The organism is Streptomyces sp. NPDC051940, from assembly GCF_040680895.1.
In the GTDB taxonomy this organism is placed as follows: Bacteria; Actinomycetota; Actinomycetes; order Streptomycetales; family Streptomycetaceae; genus Streptomyces.
In genome coordinates this window covers 30,078-47,243 of the sequence record NZ_JBFAXR010000066.1, presented here as the reverse complement: position 1 = coordinate 47,243, position 17,166 = coordinate 30,078, and the positions used below count along the sequence as shown (strand labels likewise).

At 71.3% G+C, this 17,166-nt stretch carries 17 protein-coding genes; 5 read left to right on the top strand and 12 right to left on the bottom strand.

Translation table 11 applies throughout. From position 1 onward, the window contains the following. Positions 1 to 344 precede the first annotated feature (344 nt). The 8 genes from AB0M28_RS24270 to AB0M28_RS24235 form a co-directional block, all read right to left on the bottom strand. Positions 345 to 710 (bottom strand): hypothetical protein, encoded by a 366-nt coding sequence (locus AB0M28_RS24270; RefSeq protein WP_365408613.1) that lies wholly within the window; start codon positions 708 to 710, stop codon positions 345 to 347. Continuing rightward, entirely contained in the window at positions 707 to 1,186 is a 480-nt protein-coding gene (locus AB0M28_RS24265; protein WP_365408610.1) for a hypothetical protein, read from the bottom strand. The genes AB0M28_RS24270 and AB0M28_RS24265 overlap by 4 nt, the downstream gene beginning before the upstream one ends. Positions 1,187 to 1,391: 205 nt before the next feature. After that, the gene (locus AB0M28_RS24260) at positions 1,392 to 1,844 is read right to left on the bottom strand and encodes an NUDIX domain-containing protein (protein WP_365408625.1); all 453 of its coding nucleotides are present in this window, start codon (positions 1,842 to 1,844) and stop codon (positions 1,392 to 1,394) included. Positions 1,845 to 1,871: 27 nt separating this feature from the next. Next, positions 1,872 to 2,630, bottom strand: a complete 759-nt coding sequence (locus tag AB0M28_RS24255) for a hypothetical protein (protein ID WP_365408607.1) — start codon at positions 2,628 to 2,630, stop codon at positions 1,872 to 1,874. Between the two features lie 101 nt (positions 2,631 to 2,731). After that, on the bottom strand, positions 2,732 to 3,256 hold the full coding sequence (locus tag AB0M28_RS24250; RefSeq protein ID WP_365408604.1) for a GNAT family N-acetyltransferase: 525 nt from the start codon (positions 3,254 to 3,256) through the stop codon (positions 2,732 to 2,734). Positions 3,257 to 3,288: 32 nt separating this feature from the next. After that, positions 3,289 to 3,987 carry a glutaminyl-peptide cyclotransferase gene (locus AB0M28_RS24245; protein WP_365408622.1) on the bottom strand — a complete coding sequence of 233 codons (699 nt, stop codon included), beginning with the start codon at positions 3,985 to 3,987 and terminating at the stop codon, positions 3,289 to 3,291. Then, positions 3,968 to 5,053, bottom strand: coding sequence for a DMT family transporter (locus tag AB0M28_RS24240; protein WP_365408602.1), 1,086 nt, complete (start codon positions 5,051 to 5,053; stop codon positions 3,968 to 3,970). Before AB0M28_RS24240 ends, AB0M28_RS24245 begins: the two co-directional genes overlap by 20 nt. A 226-nt stretch (positions 5,054 to 5,279) precedes the next feature. Beyond that, positions 5,280 to 6,143: a 3-hydroxyacyl-CoA dehydrogenase family protein gene (locus AB0M28_RS24235; RefSeq protein WP_365408599.1), complete on the bottom strand. Its 864-nt coding sequence runs from the start codon at positions 6,141 to 6,143 to the stop codon at positions 5,280 to 5,282. A gap of 100 nt (positions 6,144 to 6,243) precedes the next feature. On the opposite strand from AB0M28_RS24235, the gene paaI reads away from it, so the two are divergent. Beyond that, entirely contained in the window at positions 6,244 to 6,627 is a 384-nt protein-coding gene (paaI, locus tag AB0M28_RS24230; protein ID WP_365408619.1) for a hydroxyphenylacetyl-CoA thioesterase PaaI, read from the top strand. Between the two features lie 32 nt (positions 6,628 to 6,659). Continuing rightward, a complete protein-coding gene (paaK, locus tag AB0M28_RS24225) occupies positions 6,660 to 7,961 on the top strand; it encodes a phenylacetate--CoA ligase PaaK (RefSeq protein ID WP_365408596.1) in 1,302 nt (433 codons plus the stop codon). Positions 7,962 to 8,175: 214 nt separating this feature from the next. Here paaK and AB0M28_RS24220 read toward each other — a convergent pair whose 3' ends face one another. After that, positions 8,176 to 8,721 (bottom strand): GNAT family N-acetyltransferase, encoded by a 546-nt coding sequence (locus AB0M28_RS24220; protein WP_365408593.1) that lies wholly within the window; start codon positions 8,719 to 8,721, stop codon positions 8,176 to 8,178. 51 nt (positions 8,722 to 8,772) lie between these two features. Here AB0M28_RS24220 and AB0M28_RS24215 point away from each other — a divergent pair, with 51 nt between their 5' ends. From AB0M28_RS24215 to AB0M28_RS24205, 3 genes are all read left to right on the top strand, one after another. Next, on the top strand, positions 8,773 to 9,576 hold the full coding sequence (locus tag AB0M28_RS24215; RefSeq protein ID WP_365408590.1) for an exodeoxyribonuclease III: 804 nt from the start codon (positions 8,773 to 8,775) through the stop codon (positions 9,574 to 9,576). Between the two features lie 120 nt (positions 9,577 to 9,696). Next, on the top strand, positions 9,697 to 10,053 hold the full coding sequence (locus tag AB0M28_RS24210; RefSeq protein WP_365408587.1) for a YciI family protein: 357 nt from the start codon (positions 9,697 to 9,699) through the stop codon (positions 10,051 to 10,053). A gap of 144 nt (positions 10,054 to 10,197) precedes the next feature. Next, the gene (locus tag AB0M28_RS24205; protein WP_365408584.1) at positions 10,198 to 11,493 is read left to right on the top strand and encodes an RNA polymerase sigma factor; all 1,296 of its coding nucleotides are present in this window, start codon (positions 10,198 to 10,200) and stop codon (positions 11,491 to 11,493) included. A gap of 1 nt (position 11,494) precedes the next feature. Here AB0M28_RS24205 and AB0M28_RS24200 read toward each other — a convergent pair whose 3' ends face one another. The 3 genes from AB0M28_RS24200 to AB0M28_RS24190 all read right to left on the bottom strand — a co-directional run bounded on the left by AB0M28_RS24200 (position 11,495) and on the right by AB0M28_RS24190 (position 17,099). Next, positions 11,495 to 12,256, bottom strand: coding sequence for a MerR family transcriptional regulator (locus tag AB0M28_RS24200; protein ID WP_365408581.1), 762 nt, complete (start codon positions 12,254 to 12,256; stop codon positions 11,495 to 11,497). A 110-nt stretch (positions 12,257 to 12,366) separates the two neighbouring features. Next, on the bottom strand, positions 12,367 to 13,368 hold the full coding sequence (locus AB0M28_RS24195; RefSeq protein ID WP_365408578.1) for a helix-turn-helix transcriptional regulator: 1,002 nt from the start codon (positions 13,366 to 13,368) through the stop codon (positions 12,367 to 12,369). A gap of 53 nt (positions 13,369 to 13,421) precedes the next feature. Continuing rightward, positions 13,422 to 17,099, bottom strand: coding sequence for a S8 family serine peptidase (locus AB0M28_RS24190; RefSeq protein ID WP_365408575.1), 3,678 nt, complete (start codon positions 17,097 to 17,099; stop codon positions 13,422 to 13,424). Between the last annotated feature and the right edge of the window lie 67 nt (positions 17,100 to 17,166).

The following is a 17,166-nucleotide window of genomic DNA, read 5'->3' as shown; positions in this document are numbered from 1 at the left end:
ACTCGTGGCCACCCTGGCGGCGGACTGCCTCGGACCCCACGAACTACACCTCGACCCACTCCGCGTGTATGCCCACACGGCCGGCGCATGAAGTCGCCTTGCCTGCCGAAGGGCTGCTGTGATCTCGTTCGCCGTGCGCTCGGTCAGGGCCCACCATGGGCAACGATCACCGGGCGGACGGGTAATGATCTTCAAGCCCTCGCATTGCAACTGATCAGACGCACTCGTGAACACCCCACGCACATGAGAAGACCCGCCGGTTTACACCGGCGGGTCTTCTGCTTTTGGGGCTGGGGCGCAGACGTCGCGCCAGGGCAGTGGAGGCTGGCCCAAGGGTGCCGGGGTCAGGGGCATCGTCTGTCTGTGGCTCGCGGGTGACCGGTTCCCGCGAAGGTGATCCAGCAGGTTTCGCGTGCGGTGTCCAGCAGGTACCAGATGCGGCCGCCGCCGGTCACTTCGATCTGCCACTGCTCGCAGGTCTGTCCGCGGTGGCTTCCGTGCGCCAGGCCACCCTTGAGGCGGTGGTGCCGGGGTGTCTCGGTGGCCGGCCTGGGGGTGGTGCGCATGGTGATCCACGCGCGGTATGTGTTCTCGCGGGCTTGCTGGGTGAGGCTTTCCCAGCCCTTGGCCGAGGCGGCGTCAGCGAAGCGGACCTCCCAGTGGCCTTCCGGTGCAGGGGGCGCCGCTCGATCGCCGCGTCCCGCGGTCATGCCATGTCCCGAGGGTCGGGGACCGGGCCGTAGTCCTCGCCGTGATCCCTGGTCAGTGCGGCCAGCAGTTCGGGGTCGGAGTAGACCTCGGCGGTGTGCTGCCAGGCGATGAGCAGTTGGGCGACGGACGCGCTGTTGCCGACTGAGTCGGCGGCACGCATGGTGTCGACCAGGTCGACCGCGAAGGCGTGCAGATCGGGCTCGGGCAGGAAGCGGACCCATGGGAAGGCGTCCGGCAGGATGTCGAGGAGCAGCTCCGTACTGCCGGGCTCCCGGCGCGCCAGCGCGGCCAGCATCCGGGTGGCTGCCGACACCACCGTCTGGTCCTGCTCGGCCCGCGCCGCGGTGGTGAGGACGAGGTCCTCGCCGTCTCTGCGGTGAAGGAGCAGTCTGGGCGATTCCTCGAGCCGGGCGAGGGTCTGTTTGTTCTTGTTCACCAGCTCGGAGAAATTCACGGCTGCGCTCTCGGAACTCATGACTTTGAAACTACTTCGAAACTTGCCTCGGCGTCATCCCTCAGAAGAGGGACACAGCGCGCGCTGGGCAGGTCACCGCGCGGGGGCGCTGTTCGTCGTCTCCGACGAGTGCTCGTGACTCCCGACCGACGACGCGGGTGCTGCCGCGAAGGCTGTCTCGCACACGAGCCCGGCTCCAGTCGGTGGACTGTCTCTACTGCCGACTTCAGATGCCCCACGACGCAATGTGATCGCGCAGGTAGTCGGCGAGCTCGGGCGGCTCGAGTCCGAGCGCAGCCACGGCTGATACGTCGAGTGGGACATGGACCGGCGTGAAATCTCCCAGGTCGGGATCACTCACCTCGGGCCCGCTGCGGCGGCCCACGTCCGTGTCCAGCACGTCAGCGCGGAAGTAGTGCCATACCGCCGTGACCCTCTCGCCGGGTTCAGTCATGGTCAGGAACTCGACGGGAGGACCGATCGTGGCGCCGATCTCCTCCATGACCTCACGGCGTAAGGCCGCTTCCAGCCCCGCGTCTTCGGTTTCGACGCCTCCACCAACGGTTGTGTAGAACGTGGATCCGCCGGGCCATCCCCGACGCAGAAACACCAGATGGTCGCCATCGAGCAGAACCGCGCGAACATTGCGCCGGACCTTCATGCTCGCGACGATAGCCATCTTCACCGTTCGAGGGCACTCAAACTGCTACAGACCGCCACGTTCGATCAAGGAACCGTCCGGGCCCAGGGTGAAGACGCGCGGGGGGCCCATGGCCGCCACGGCGCGCTTCAGTGCTGCCTCCCTCTCGGCGGGGCTGGGCGCATCCGGGTCCTGGATGCGGAAGCCGTGCAGTTCGACGTTGTACGCGTTGACGTCGTCCGGATCGGGGCCTCCCTCCTGGACGAAGCCGCACAGGGCCCGCAGCGCCTCTTCGCCGAAGTCGAGGGGATGGAAGGGCAGCGAGTACGGCTCTTCCTCCTCGCCGGGCCAGGGGATGACGTCCGCCGGGCGCTCCCCTGCCCAGAACGGGAGCTCGAAGGCGAGCGGTTCGCCGATGTTCTCCATGATTCCCCGGTCCGGCGACACGCTCAGGGAGCGGATGAGGCGTCCGTCTTCCCACACGGCGAATGCCAGCCAGTCGACCACACTGTGCATGGCGTGCAGAACCAGGCGTCGACCGGCACTCGCCGCAACGAGGTGCTCGGGAAGCCGCGACGGGTAATCGAGCATGACGTGTCGATCGCAGATGATCTCGATGCCGGGCCAGCTCGCCGCGTAGGCCGTTCCGTCCGGCGGGTACACGCCGTGCCCCAGCGTCGAACCCGGGGCCTCCTCGATCGTCCAGCCCGGGTGGAGCCGCCTCATCATGGCGGCCGTCCGCTCCGTGCTCGCAGCGCCGGCCTGCCGCAGCGCGTCGGGTACGACACCGTCCGCGTAAACCAGCAGTCCCGTCTTCGCTCCCATGGGCCCTCCCCGCAGCACTGTGCTTGATCGCGGAACGCACAGTACCCGGCAGCTCTGACATCGGGAGTCGCCCGCCCGTAAGGCCCGGAGCAGCTCCGGTTTTACGCCGGTCCGGACGGGTCCACCGGCCGCCGCATGCACACCCGCGCCCAGCGGGCCAGGCCGTTCGCCGCCTCGTTGTCGACGCGGGTGCGGAGGGACGGGCCGAGCGCCTCGTCCGGGAGGGGGTGGAAGCCGCAGCGGGTGTAGTACGGGGCGTTCCAGGGGACGTCGGCGCAGGTGGTCAGGGTCAGGGCCGGGGTGCCCGAGGCGGAGGCGTGGGCCGCCGCGTGGTCCAGGAGGTGGCGGCCTATGCCCTTGCGGGCGTGGGACGGGTGGACCGAGAGCTGTTCCACGTGCAGGTTGCCGTCGAGGGGCTCGGCGGTGAGGAAGGCGACCGGGGTGTCGTCCTCCGTGACCGCGACCCAGGCGAGGCCCTGGCGCTGGGAGTTCGCCAGGTCGTCCAGGGGGTGCGGGTCGCCGTCGGCCAGTTCCGGCATGCCGATGTCGCGGAAGAGCGCGTCCGCCGCCCTTTCGATGTCCTGCAGGTGCTTCAGTTCGTCGGCCCGCGCTGTTCTGATCCGCATGCGCGCATCATGCCGGGTCCCTTCCGTCCCGGTCACCCCTCAGGGACGAAGCGGACCCGGAACAGCTTCGGCCAGAGCTTGCCCGTCACATAGAACTCGTCCGTGTGCGGGATCGCCGCGATCCCGTTCAGGACGTCCGCGCCCGCCGTGCGTTCCGCGGGCGTGAGGAGGCCCGAGGCGTCGATCGTGGCCGTCACCTCGCCCGTGGCCGTGTCGATACGGACGATGCGGTCCGTCTGCCAGACGTTCGCGTACACCGTGCGGCCGTCCGGCGCGCACTCCAGTTCGTTGAGGCGGGCCAGCGGGCTGCCGCTCTCCGTGACCGGGAGGGTGCCCCGTACGGCGAAGGTCTTCGGGTCGCGGAACGTCAGGGTCGCGGAGCCGTCGCTCATCACCAGGCGCTCGGCGGACGACTGCAGGCACAGCCCCCAGCCCTCGCCGTCGTACCGCACACGGCGCAGCTCCTTCAGCGTGCGGGCGTCGCGCTCCAGGGCGACGCCCTCCTGCCAGGTCAGCTGCCACACCCGGTCGCCGACCAGCGTGATGCCCTCCCCGAAGAGATCCGCCGGCAGCGCCACGGCGCGTATCGGCGGCGCGCCGGGGCTGCCGGCGTAGAGGGCCGAGCGGCCGCGGCGGCCGGTGCCCTCGTACAGGACGCCGTCCTTCAGCTCCAGGCCCTGGGTGAAGGACGACGTGTCGTGCGGGAGGGTCTCACGTACTTCGGCGCGCAGCCGCCACGGGCTCCGGGGTGCGGGCTGCGGGCTCCGGAGCGAGGATGCCGGGGTGGTCCGGTGGCCCGGCGTACTCCCGCCGGGGGACCCGTCGGGGCTCCCGGCCCGCCCCGAGCAGCCGGTGAGCAGTACGAGGAGGGCGACGCAGGTCGCGACGGGAGCGCGCATGGGGCAACCCTGGCACACGCGCCGCACCCGAGCACCGGTGTACGGGTTCGCGCTGCGCGGGGAGCGCCGCCGCGTCCGCGGGCAGCGGGGCGGACTCCGTCCGGGCGGTCAGTACGAACACACCGGCCGCGGCGACCAGGCCCGCGACCGCCACGCCCGCCGCACCGGCCATCCCGTACCGGAACGACTCGCCCATCGCCACGATCCCGACCGCCGCGGCGACCACCGGGTTCACGACGGTCAGCGTGGCCAGCGGGGCGGCCAGGCCCGCGCCGCGGTAGGCGGCCTGGGACAGCATCAGGCCCGCGGGGGCGAGCAGGGCGATCATGCCGAGGCTGACGAAGTCCGTCAGATCGTCGGTGACGGCCTTGGTGAACACCGACGCCATGCCGAACGCCGTGCCCGAGGCCACCGCCAGCGTCAGGCTGCGCGCGGCCGGACGGTGACCCAGCCGGCGCGCGGTGAGCACCAGCGCGCCGAGCGCGACGGCCGTGCCGGCCGCCAGCAGCAGCCGGGAGTCCAGGGACAGCTCGTGCGCCGGGCCCGAGCCCGTGAGGGAGAGGATGACCGCGAGGCCCAGTGTGCACATCACGGCGGCCGTCCACGCGGAACGGCCGGCCCGCTTGCCGGCGAACAGGGCCGCGATCGGCAGGGCGAAGACGATGGTCAGGGCGCCCAGCGGCTGGACGAGGCTGAGCGAGCCGTACACCAGGGCGGCGACGTGCAGCAGCGCGCCGGAGCCGTTCAGCCCCACCGACGCCCACCAGCCGCCGTTGCGCAGGGGCGCGTACGACGGCTCATGGGTGGCGGCCGCCACGCGCTCCTGGAGCACGGCTGCGCCGGCGTACGCGGTCGCGGAGATGAGCGACAGCAGCAGCGCCAGCAGGAAAGGACTCATGGTCTTAACGATCCCCCGCGAGGGCGCGGAAGTCGTCATCCCATCGGATGCAATGCGTCCTACTGCTGTAGCAGTAGGCCTCACCCTCCGGGTCACGCTGTGGGCTGATATTCGCAGGTGAGGTTTGGGACCGGGGGAGGCGGGGCGATACGGCTCCGGGGTATCGGGGCGGCCTTGGGTGTACGCCGACACCCGGCGGCCGCCGGCACCCAGCGGGTTATCCCCGTCACTCGTCCCAGTCGTAGAAACCGCGGCCCGTCTTACGCCCCAGCTCGCCCTTCGCGACCTTCTCGCGAAGGAGCGCGGGGGGCTCGAAACGGGCGCCCAGGGTCGCGTGCAGGTGCTCGGCGATCGCCAGGCGCACGTCCAGGCCCACGAGGTCCGTGAGGCGCAGCGGGCCCATGGGGTGCTTGTAGCCGAGGGTCATCGCGTTGTCGATGTCCGCGGGGGCCGCGACGCCCTCCTCGACCATCCGGATCGCCTCCAGCCCCAGCATCACGCCCAGCCGGCTGCTGGCGAAGCCGGGGGAGTCCTTGACGGTGACGTCCGTCTTGCCCAGGGCGTGCGTCCAGGCGCGGGCCGCCCGCAGGGTCTCCGGCGCCGTCTGCGGGCCGGTGACCAGCTCGACGAGCGCCGACGCTGGGACGGGGTTGAAGAAGTGCATCCCCAGGAAGCGGCCGGGGTCGGTGAGGGCCGCCGCCAGCTCCGTCACCGGGAGCGAGCTCGTGTTCGTGGCCAGGACCGTCGTACCGCCGACGGCCTGCTCGGCGGCGGCCAGGACCTTCGCCTTCAGCGCCGCGTCCTCCGGCACCGCCTCGACCACGAGGTCGGCGTCCCGGGGCAGCCCGGCCACGGACTCGGTCGTACGGACCCGGGCCAGGACGACGTCGGGATCGGCGACCTTGCCCCGCTCGGCGGCCCGCGCGAGGCCCGTCGCGACCCGCTCCAGCGCCGCGGCGGCGGCCTGCTCGCCGCTCTCCACGATGACGACGGAGGAGCCCGCGGCGGCGAAGGACTGCGCGATCCCGGCGCCCATCCGCCCGCCACCGATCACGCCGACCACCGAGGGTGCGCTGTGCTGCGTCGTCATGTCCCACCTCTTGACAGGGATTTACGTGCACGGCAAAGCTAACCGAATGGTCGGTCGGGCGGCAAGCGTTCAGGGAGCAGGCGTGCAGGCGGCGAGGACGATGTACGAACAGGACCGCGCGTCGCGGCGCCTCGGAATCGAGCTGCTGGAGGTCGCCGAGGGCACGGCCGTGCTGCGGATGCGCGTCACCGCCGACATGGTCAACGGCCACGGGATCGCCCACGGCGGCTACGTGTTCCTCCTCGCCGACACCGCGTTCGCCTGCGCCTGCAACAGCCACGGACCGGTCACCGTCGCCGCGGGCGCCGACGTCACCTTCGTCGCCCCGGCGTACGAGGGCGACGAACTGGTCGCGCGCGCCGAGGAGCGCACGCGCTTCGGGCGCAGTGGGATATACGACGTGACCGTCCACCGCGGCGAGGACGTCGTCGCGGAGTTCCGCGGCCGCAGCCGCACGATCCGGGGAACGGAAGGCGCGCGGTGACCGCGCGAGGCACAGGGCAGGGAAGGGACGCCATGAGCACGACGGACGACCGGCTGCTGGACGCCGGTGAGCGGATGACGGCGGACGGGCTGCGCGAGCACCAGCTCCAGCGGCTGAAGGAGACGCTGCACCGGGTGTACGAGAGCGTCCCGCTCTACCGCGCCAAGTTCGACGCCCACGGCGTCGGGCCCGGGGACCTGCGGTCCCTGGCCGACCTCGCCCGCTTCCCCTTCACCACCAAGGCGGACCTGCGCGAGGCGTACCCCTTCGGGATGTTCGCCGTCCCGATGGCCGACGTCCGCCGGCTGCACGCCTCCAGCGGCACCACCGGCCTCCCCACGGTCGTCGGCTACACCGAGGCCGACCTGTCGACGTGGGCGGACGTCGTCGCCCGCTCCATCCGCGCGGCCGGCGGCCGGCCGGGGCGCAAGGTGCATGTGGCGTACGGGTACGGGCTGTTCACCGGTGGACTCGGGGCGCACTACGGCGCCGAGCGGCTCGGCTGCACCGTGATCCCGGCGTCCGGCGGGATGACCGCGCGGCAGGTGCAGCTGATCAACGACTTCAGGCCCGAGATCATCATGGTCACCCCGTCGTACATGCTGACCCTCCTCGACGAGTTCGAGAAGCAGGGCCTCGACCCGCGGGCGAGTTCGCTGAAGGTCGGCATCTTCGGGGCCGAGCCGTGGACGGAGGAGATGCGCCGGGAGATCGAGCAGCGGGCGGGCATCGACGCCGTCGACATCTACGGGCTGTCGGAGGTCATGGGCCCGGGCGTGGCCCAGGAGTGCGTCGAGACCAAGGACGGGCTGCACATCTGGGAGGACCACTTCTACCCGGAGATCGTCGACCCCTTCACCGGTGAGGCGATGCCGGACGGCGAGAGCGGCGAGCTGGTCTTCACCTCCCTCACCAAGGAGGCCATGCCGATCATCCGCTACCGCACCCGCGACCTCACCCGCCTGCTGCCCGGCACCGCCCGGCCCGCCTTCCGCCGTATGGAGAAGGTCACCGGGCGCAGCGACGACATGATCATCCTGCGCGGGGTGAACGTCTTCCCGACGCAGATCGAGGAGATCGTGCTGCGTACGGCGGGTGTCGCCCCGCACTTCCAGATCCGCCTGACCCGCGAGGGCCGCCTGGACGGGATGACGGTCCGGGTGGAGGCCCGCCCCGACGCGCCCGCCGCGCGGCGCGAGGAGGCCGCGGCGGAGATCGTCCGGGCGGTGAAGGACGGCGTGGGGGTCAGCGTGCGGGCCGAGGTGGTGGACCCGGAGACGCTGGAGCGGTCGGTGGGGAAGATCCGTCGGGTGATCGACGAGCGCGGGGAGTGAGGGGGCGCGACCGTCGTACGGCGGAGTGTGGCCGGGTACGAGAAGACCCGCCCGGCACGAAGGCTGGGCGGGTCCGACGTGGCAGTGGCCTGCCCGACGTTCAAGGACACGTCACTGTCGCGTTGATTCCTTCATGCGCATCACTCCTCGGGTCCCGGGGCCGGTTCGCGGCTGGCCCTCTGTCGCCCAGGAGCCCGCTGCTGAGCTGTGTCCCTCACGGCTCCAGCGGACTGCTGCGTTCCCATTCTCGCACCGGGGCGGCGGGATGGGCCACCAGAACCGGAAGAACCTTGGTATAGCAGCGGCTGTCGTCGTAGTCGCGGTACGTGCCGAACTTCTGAGCTGCGGATTCGTAGCCCTCGGAGACGTAGAGGGACATCGCCTCCGGCTGCTTGATGCCGGTCTCGAGCACCATGCGCACCCGGCCGGCGGCGCGGGCGTCGGCCTCCAGCGCGGCCAGCACGCGGCGGGCCAGGCCCAGGCCCCGGGCCTCGGGGACGACGTACATCCGCTTGATCTCGGCGTCGCCGTCCGCGTAGCCCTCCTCGCTCCCGCCGCTGCGGGCGCGCCAGCCGCCGGTGGCGACGGGGGTGCCGGCGTCGTCGTACACGAGGAAGTAGCGGCCGTGCGGCGGCTCGAACTCCTCGGGGTCCATGGGGGCGGAGTCGCCGTCGCCGTAGCGCTCGACGTACTCGGCCTGGACCCGCGCGTCGAGCCTGGCGGCGTCGGGGTGGTCGTAACGGACGGGGCGGATCTCCATGCGACACATGGTAAGGACGGGTTTGTCGGTGCCGGAGGCTAGGGTGCTCGGGTGCTGACTGTGACGACCGTGAACGTGAACGGCATCCGGGCCGCGGCGAAGAAGGGCTTCGTGCCCTGGCTGGCGGCGACGGACGCGGATGTGGTGTGCCTGCAGGAGGTGCGGGCCGAGGCGGACCAGATGCCCGCGCACGTCCGGGAGCCGGAGGGGTGGTTCACCGCCTTCGCCCCGGCCGCGGCGAAGGGGCGCGCGGGCGTCGCCCTGTACACCCGGCGGGAGCCGGACGAGGTGCGGGTGGGCTTCGGCTCGTCGGAGTTCGACACGAGCGGCCGCTACATCGAGGCGGACCTGCCGGGGGTCACGGTCGCGAGCCTCTATCTGCCGGCCGGGGAGGTCGGCACGGAGCGGCAGGAGGAGAAGGAGCGCTTCATGGGCGAGTTCCTCCCGTATCTGAAGGGGCTCCGCGAGCGGGCGGCGGCCTATGGCCGCGAGGTCGTGGTGTGCGGCGACTGGAACATCGCCCACCGCGAGGCGGACATCAGGAACTGGCGGGGCAACGTCAAGAACTCCGGCTTCCTCCCGGAGGAGCGCGCGTGGCTGAGCCGGGTCCTCGGGGAGGCGGAGTACGCCGACGTGATGCGGGAGCTGCACCCGGACGTCGAGGGTCCGTACACGTGGTGGTCGTACCGGGGGAGGGCCTTCGACAACGACACGGGGTGGCGCATCGACTACCAGGTCGCGACGAAGGGGCTCGCGGTCCGTGCGCTGAAGGGCCGGGTGGAGCGGGCTTCGAGTCACCCGGAGCGGTGGAGCGACCACGCGCCGGTGACGGTCACGTACGGGCCCGCGGTCTGAGGGCGGGGGGCTCCCGGAAGATTTTTCGCGGGCCGTGTCGATTGCCGTGTCCCTCGTTCGACGCGTCAGTGGAGGCAGGGTTCAGTCAGGGATCCTGCGCGAGGAAGAGGAGTCAGTGCCATGCCGCTCTATCTGTCGGTGATCCGGATCGACGAGAACGACACGCCCGAGGGCGGGCCCAGCGAGCAGCTCATGGAGGACATGGGCAAGCTCATCGACGAGATGACCAAGGCCGGGGTGCTGCTGGACACCGCGGGGCTGAAGCCCACCGCCGAGGGGAAGCGGGTGCATCTGCGCGGCGGGCAGCTCAGCACCACCGACGGGCCGTTCACCGAGTCGAAGGAAGTGATCGGCGGGTACGCCATCTTCCAGACCAAGGACGAGGCCGAGGCCCTGGAGTGGACCAAGCGGTTCCTGCTGATCCACGGCGACCAGTGGAACATCACCTGCGAGGTGCGGGAGATGGAGCGGCCCTGAGCCGGCCGGCCGCACCGGGGCGCGTGTGACGGGCGCGCGCCCCTGGCCGGTGTTCGCCAGCCTCTCGCCGCCCGGGCTTGCCGGCCGAGGCGGCCCGGGCCGGGCGCGGTGTTTGCGGTGCGCGGGGGCCGTTTGCTGTGATGGGTGGTTGTGGACGCCCTGGACCAGCAGACGCGCAGTGCCATCGACGCCGTGTGGCGGATCGAGGCCGCCCGGGTGATCGCCGGGATCGCCCATCTCGTACGGGATGTGGGGCTGGCCGAGGAGCTGGCGCAGGACGCGCTCGTCGCCGCCCTGGAGCAGTGGCCCCGGGACGGGGTGCCCGAGCGGCCGGGGGCGTGGCTGACCGCCGTCGGCAAGCGGCGGGCCATCGATCTGATCCGGCGCCACGAGACGTACGCCAGGAAGCTGGCCGAGGTCGGGCGGGACCTCGAGACGGGGGCGGCGCTCGACACCGAGGCCGAGCTGGAGGCCGTCCTCGGCCGGGTCGACGACGACCGGATCGAGGACGATCTGCTGCGGCTCGTCTTCACCGCCTGCCATCCCGTGCTGTCCACCGACGCCCGTGTCGCGCTCACGCTGCGGATGCTCGGCGGGCTGCGGACGGAGGAGATCGCCCGCGCGTTCCTCGTCCCCGAGGCGACCGTGGCGCAGCGCGTCGTACGGGCGAAGAAGAACCTGGCGAAGGCGAACGTGCCCTTCGAGGTGCCGGGCGGGCAGGAGCGGGGCGAGCGGCTGGGCTCCGTGCTGGAGGTCATCTACCTGATCTTCAACGAGGGTTACTCCGCCACGGCCGGTGACGACTGGATGCGCCCCGCGCTGTGCGAGGACGCGCTGCGGCTCGTACGGCTGCTGCAGGGGCTGATGCCCGAGGAGCCCGAGGTGCACGGGCTGGCCGCGCTTCTGGAGATCCAGGCGTCGCGGTCGGCCGCCCGCACTGGGCTGGACGGCGAGCCGGTCCTGCTGATGGACCAGAACCGGTCCCGCTGGGACCACCTCCTCATCCGCCGCGGCTTCGCCGCCCTCGCCCGCGCCGAGGCCGCGCAGACCGGCGCCCCGGGCCCGTACACCCTGCAGGGCGCCATCGCCGCCTGCCACGCCTCGGCGGCCGACGCCGCCGACACGGACTGGCGGCGCATCGCCCTGCTGTACGGGCAGCTCGCCCGGACCGCGCCCTCCCCGGTCGTCGAACTCAACCGGGCCGTCGCCGTGGCCCGAGCGGACGGGCCGGAGCAGGGGCTCGCCATCGTAGACGCGCTGCTCGACGAGCCCGCGCTGAAGGACTACCACCTGCTGCCCAGCGTGCGCGGGGACCTGCTGGAGCGGCTCGGCAGGCGGGCGGAGGCGCGGGCGGAGTTCGAGCGGGCGGCGGGGCTGACGCGTAACGCGAAGGAGCGGGCGCTGCTGCTGGAGCGGGCGGCGGGTGCGGGGACGCCCTGAGTCAGGGTGCGCCGGGGGTGTCGCCGTGGCGGTGGTGCCAGTCCTCCAGTTCCGCGTGTATGCGGCGGTCCATCGCCATCGCCACCTCCGCCTCCAGTACGGACTTCGCCATCGGGCGCAGGCGTTCCACCGTCTCCACCACGTGCGTGAGCTGCTCGGGGCTGAGGTCCGCCACGTCCGTGTCGAGTACGTCCGCCAGTACGTGATCGCGGATCAGGCCCGTGAACAGGTCCGCCAGCGCGTCCGCGTGCCGGCGGACCTCGCGGCCGGCGGCCAGCACGGCTGAGAGGGGGACGCCGTTCTCGACCAGTGCGGCCGATACGTCGAGGAGGCGGCGGCTGGCGTGTACGAACTCCTCGCCGTCGATCGCGACGTAACCGATGTCCAGGGCGGCGGCCAGGTTCTGCGGGCTGATCTCGTCGCCGAAGCGGTCGGCGAGTTCCTCCGGGGTGAGGCGGACGGGCGTCTCCTCGGAGAAGGGGCGGACGAGGGTGTCCTGGATGCCGAGGAGTTCGGCGGCGCCGTGGACGTCGCGGCCGGATTCGAAGGCGGTGATCAGCTCGGCGATGCCGCCGAGGGTGTGGCCGCGGTCGAGGAGGGCGGCGATCGTGCGGAGACGGGCCAGGTGCCCGTCGGTGTACCAGGCGATGCGGCCTTCCTTGCGCGGGGGCTGGAGGAGCTTGCGCTCCCGGTAGAACCGCACGGTTCGTACGGGGACGCCTGCGGCGGCCGCGAGTTCGGTCATGCGGTATTCCGTGCCCATGCGGCCAACATACCCAGGGCGGTGGCGGGCGGGGGGCCTCGTGGTTGGGGTGGGCGGGTGCGGGGCCGCTGCGTCCGGCATGTGGGGCGAACCTGCCGGACTGGTCGCCGCTATACCCAGCCCCGTCGGGAAGCCCGCATTCCCAGCTGGAATCTGCTCGCCGCACCCAGCCGCTCCTGCAGCTCGCTCACGCGCCGCCGCAGGGTCCGCAGGCTCACTCCCAGGTGGCGGGCCACCGCTTCGTCCTTCATCCCGGCCGCCAGCAGGCGGATCAGCGTCCGCTCGCTCTCGGTGAGCCCACCGTCGTCGACCGTCTGACCCAGCGGAGCCGCCTGCTGCCAGGCCATGTCGAAGAGCTTCTGCAGGGCCTCGGTCACCGCCGAGTGCCACACCACGACGGCGCAGTAGCCGCCGGCCGCGGAGGCGGTCAGCGGCAGCAGCGCCCGGCATCCGTCCACCACGAGGAGTTTGAGGGGGACGGACGGCAACACGCGTGCCTGCTCGCCGAGTTCGATCATTCTGAAGGCGCGGGACAGGATCTTCGGATCCTCCAGGCCGGTCGCCGAGTAGATCCCTCGGGAGACGATCCCGCGGTTGAGCAGATCGGCCTGGAGGTCCACCTGCGGACCGGCCGGGGCGAGATACGGCGGTGTGTCGAAGAGGCACACCTCGTGCTCCGCGCGCGCGTACATCTCTTCCAGGCGTGCCGCGATGGCGCCCTCGCCGGAGGCCACCTCGACCAGCCGGGACGGTTCCTCGCGCAGCAGCCCCGCCTCGAACGCGGTCGCCATCTCCTCGGCGGTCGCGGCCAGCAGCTCGGACTCCGTCTCACGCCGTCTGATCAGCCCCCGGATTGCCACCCGGGGATCGACGGCCCGTATCCCACCCATGGAGTCCGGTGGTTGCAGCAGCCCGAGCGCGAGCAGCCGGTCGCACACCTCACGGACCCGGGCCGGGGAGGCGCCGGTCAGCAGGGCCCAGCCGGTCACACCGGCGTCGGGCTGGTTGAGGACGGCCTGGTACAGACGCTCGTCGAATGCGGAGACCCCCACCGCGGCCCAGGGGCTCGCGGCGGGGGTGTGCCCGTCCTTGTCGTACGCCGTGGTCTCCATGCCCCGGCACGGTAGACGATCTCTGCTGGATCCGGGCCGCTCCTGCTGATCCGCTACTTCAGACCGAACGCCCGCAGCACGGTCTGATCGACCGCGTTGCCGTCCTGGTCGGCGGCCCGCACGCGCAGCGACACGAACGCGGCGCCCTTTGGGTGCTCGAGTTCCACCTCGCCGTCGTCCACCTTCATCTCCCTCCAGGAGGTGCCGTCGTCGTAGGAGACCCACGCCTTCAGCTCCCCGGCCGTGACACTTCCCGACTGGTCCCGTACGGAGAGCGCGAGCTCCGCTGTGTGCCTGCGGTCGACGCGGTTGAGGAGGTCGAGTCCGTCCACGCCGTAGTCGACCGAGAGCAGCGGCAGTGCCGTCCGCTGGTCCGTGTGGGCCGAGGCGAAGGACCATTCGGTGTGGGTGCTGGTGGAGTACGCGGCCCAGTCGGCGGTGCGCCGTGTGTCGAGCACGAGACGGTACGAGGCCCTCGCCGCCGCCACGTTGAAGGAGCCGAGTCCGCCGAGAGCGGTCGCGCCGATCAGTTGTCCGTCCGCGTACAGCGTGCCCTTCGCGGTGTCCTTGAAGTTGTCCACCGACGCGTAGTGCCCCGGCGTGGAGTCGCTCAACTCCGGTATCGCAAAGGTGAGTTTGTCGCCGGTCCGCTGGGAGAGGCCGTATCCCTCACTGGTTGCCGGGCGCACGATCTGGCGCAGCCAGTCCTCGGCGGGCAACGTGCCCGCCGTGTCGAAGGTCTGCACCGTGTCCCACTGGGGCCTGAACGCGCTCGCGTCGGGATAGACGGCGTGCCAGACCCGGTTGTCGGAGACGTTGTAGTACTCGGTGCGCTCGGTGCCGAGCGGCACGGTGTAGCTGGTCGCGATGTCGAAACGCTGCTGGGGACGGTAGTGGTACACGGCGTCCGTGCCGATCTGTCCGGTCCGGTCCGCGTGGTAACGGACCTTCCGCTGCACTGTATTGGAGCGGTTCAGGTCGTACGTCTGGTCCGCCGACACGGCGCCGGTCTGCGGGAACATCACGCTGTACACGTACGGGCTGACCGCGGTGCCCGACAGCTTCAGCCTGACCTCCTTGCCGCTCTTGAGCAGGGCGCCGAGCTTCGCCCCGTCCTCGCCGGTCGCCGTCATCAGCGGGATGGACGCGCTGTCCACCCAGGAGATCCAGTAGCCGGGCGTCTCGTGGTACGCGAGGACGTAACCGGCCCCGGCCGCCGTCGCGTTGGCCAGCGCCTCGTCCGCCGTCTCACCGGCGGGCACCCGAACGACCGCCACCTTGCCCTTGACGTCGAGTCCGTCGAAGTCGGCCGCCTTGCCACTGCCCGCGTCGACCGCCAGGGCCGTGCGTTCGCCGTCGATCCTCGCCGGGACACCGGTGGAGGTCTGCGCGTAGTCGAGGGGCAGCGCGTACGTCTCGGGGCTGATGACGCTCGACGTCAGTTCCTTGGCGTACAGACGGAACTTCGAGGTGAACTCGAACGTGCCCTGGGCGACCTTCTCGGTGGGCGCCACATAGACATGGTCGGTCCACCAGCCCTGGCTGTAGGACACCCCCCACGTACTGCCCGGGCCCTCCCGGCGCCAGCCGGTGGTGAAGCCCTGGAACTCGGAGTTCTCCTTGGTCCTCGGCTTGATCTCGACGGCCTTGCGGGCGTCGAGGACGACTTCGGTGTCCTGGTCGACCCTGACCTCCGGATCGCCGACGATCGCCGTGGTGACCTCAAGTCCGGCCGCGTCCCGCCGCGATATCCACGACGCCATGTTGTACGTACCGGCCGGCACCTTGAACGTGTAGCCGCTGCCGAGGAACCCGTGCGTCTCGGGATAGGCGCCGTTCAGCTCCGAGAGCATGAAGAGGGACGCCGAGGTCGACGGCTTGCCGTCCCGGCCCACCAGCGACACCTTCAGGTCGTAGGTCTTCACCAGCTTTTCGAAGCCGATGGCGGTGGTGACCCGGACGCCGTCCGCGGTGGCGGTGACGTGGCCCGAGTACCGGCCGGTCGCCTCCTTGGCGGGGTCGACCGTCACCTTGACGGTGGCGGTGCCCTTCGCCGGGACGGTCACGGTGTCCGCGTTCAGGGCGGCATCGGGGAGGGACGAGACGACTCTCAACTCCACCGCAGTGTCACCGGTGTTGGTGTAGGTCACGTCCTTGGTGTCGGCTTCGGTGTCACTCTCCTCGTACGTGCCGAAGCTGAGGGTCGGTGTCGCGAAGACGCCCTGGCTGACGGCGCGTACGGCGTCGACCCGGCCGTCACCCTGCTCGAACACGGAGTTGACGGCGTTCGTCTTCGCGGTGCTCGCGAGCGCCTGTTTGATCTGCTGTCCCGTCCAGTCCGGATGGGCTTGCGCCACCAGCGCGGCGGCGCCCGCGACGTGCGGGGTCGCCATCGAGGTGCCGCTCGACGTCGTGTAGTAGTCGTCGACCGGTGTGCCCATGGTGGTGCCGGCCGCGCGGGCCGCGGTGATGGCCGCGCCCGGTGCGGTGATCTCCGGCTTGACCGCGTAGTCGCCGATGCGGGGGCCCCGGCTGGAGAACGGGGCCAGCTGGTCGGACTTGTCGACCGCGCCGACCGTCAGCGCCGAGTCGGCGATGCCGGGGGTGCCGACGGTCTGCTCGGACGGTCCCGAGTTGCCCGCCGCGACGACGAAGAGGGTGCCGGTGGACGCGGACAGCTCGTCGACGGTCTGGCTCAGCACGTCCGAGGGGCCGGACGCGTCACCGCCCAACGACATCGACACGATCTTCGCGCCGGAGTGCGCCGCCCACTCCATACCCGCGATGATCCAGGAGTCCTGGCCGCGGCCGTCGTTGCCCAGCACCTTGCCGACCAGCAGCTCCGCGCCCGGCGCCACCCCCTTGTGACTGCCGTCCGAGGCCGCGCCCGAGCCGACGATCGTGGACGCCACATGGGTGCCGTGACCGTGGCCGTCCCGCACCGCCTGGTCCGGCACGAAGCTCACCGACCCGGCTATCCTCCCGGCCAGATCCGGATGACCGGCGTCCACGCCCGTGTCCAGGACGGCGACCTTGACGCCCGCACCGTCGAAGCCGGACTTCCACACCTCGGGCGCGCCGATCTGCGGAACGCTGACGTCGAGGGACACCTCGACCTTCCCGTCGAGCCAGATCTTGTCGATCCCCTCGCCGAGCTGCCGTGCCGCCTTCGTGGTCGGTCCGGTGCCGAGCGCGGGGGCGACGTCCTTCCAGAAGGCGGTCGACTTCCGCGCACTGAGCGAAGCGCCGTCGATCGAAGGCAGCTTCAGCATCCGGCGCGCGCCGTCGGGAGTCGCGCTGCCCGTCGTGTACGTGGCGATCACCGGGATGTCACGGGTCTTCGCGTCGGCGTACCCCTGCTCGACCAGCCGGGTGACGTTGAACAGGGCCGGGTCGAGACGGCCCGCGTTCACGAGCGGGATCGCGTCCGACGGCAGGACGGAGACCTCGCCGTCCCTCTCGCTGGACACGAAGGTGGCGGCCTCGCGGCCCTTGCCGCGCCGCACGTCGACGGCGTACTTGCCGTCCGGCCCGGCGCTGAGGGTCACGGTGTCACCGGTGATGAGGGTGACGGTCTGGCTACGTGCCCCGTCGGCCTGGGCGCCGCCCTGCACGGATGTGGATTGCGCTGCGGTCACCTGCGCCCCGGCACCGGCCGCGGCGGGCGTGATCGTACTCGTGAGCAGTCCGGCCGCTCCTGCCACGGCCCAGAAGGCGTGGTGTTTTCGCATGGGTGGCGTCCTCCCCTGAACACTGGCGACGCTTCCGCCTGATGAGCGGAAGCCAGTGATCAGAGTG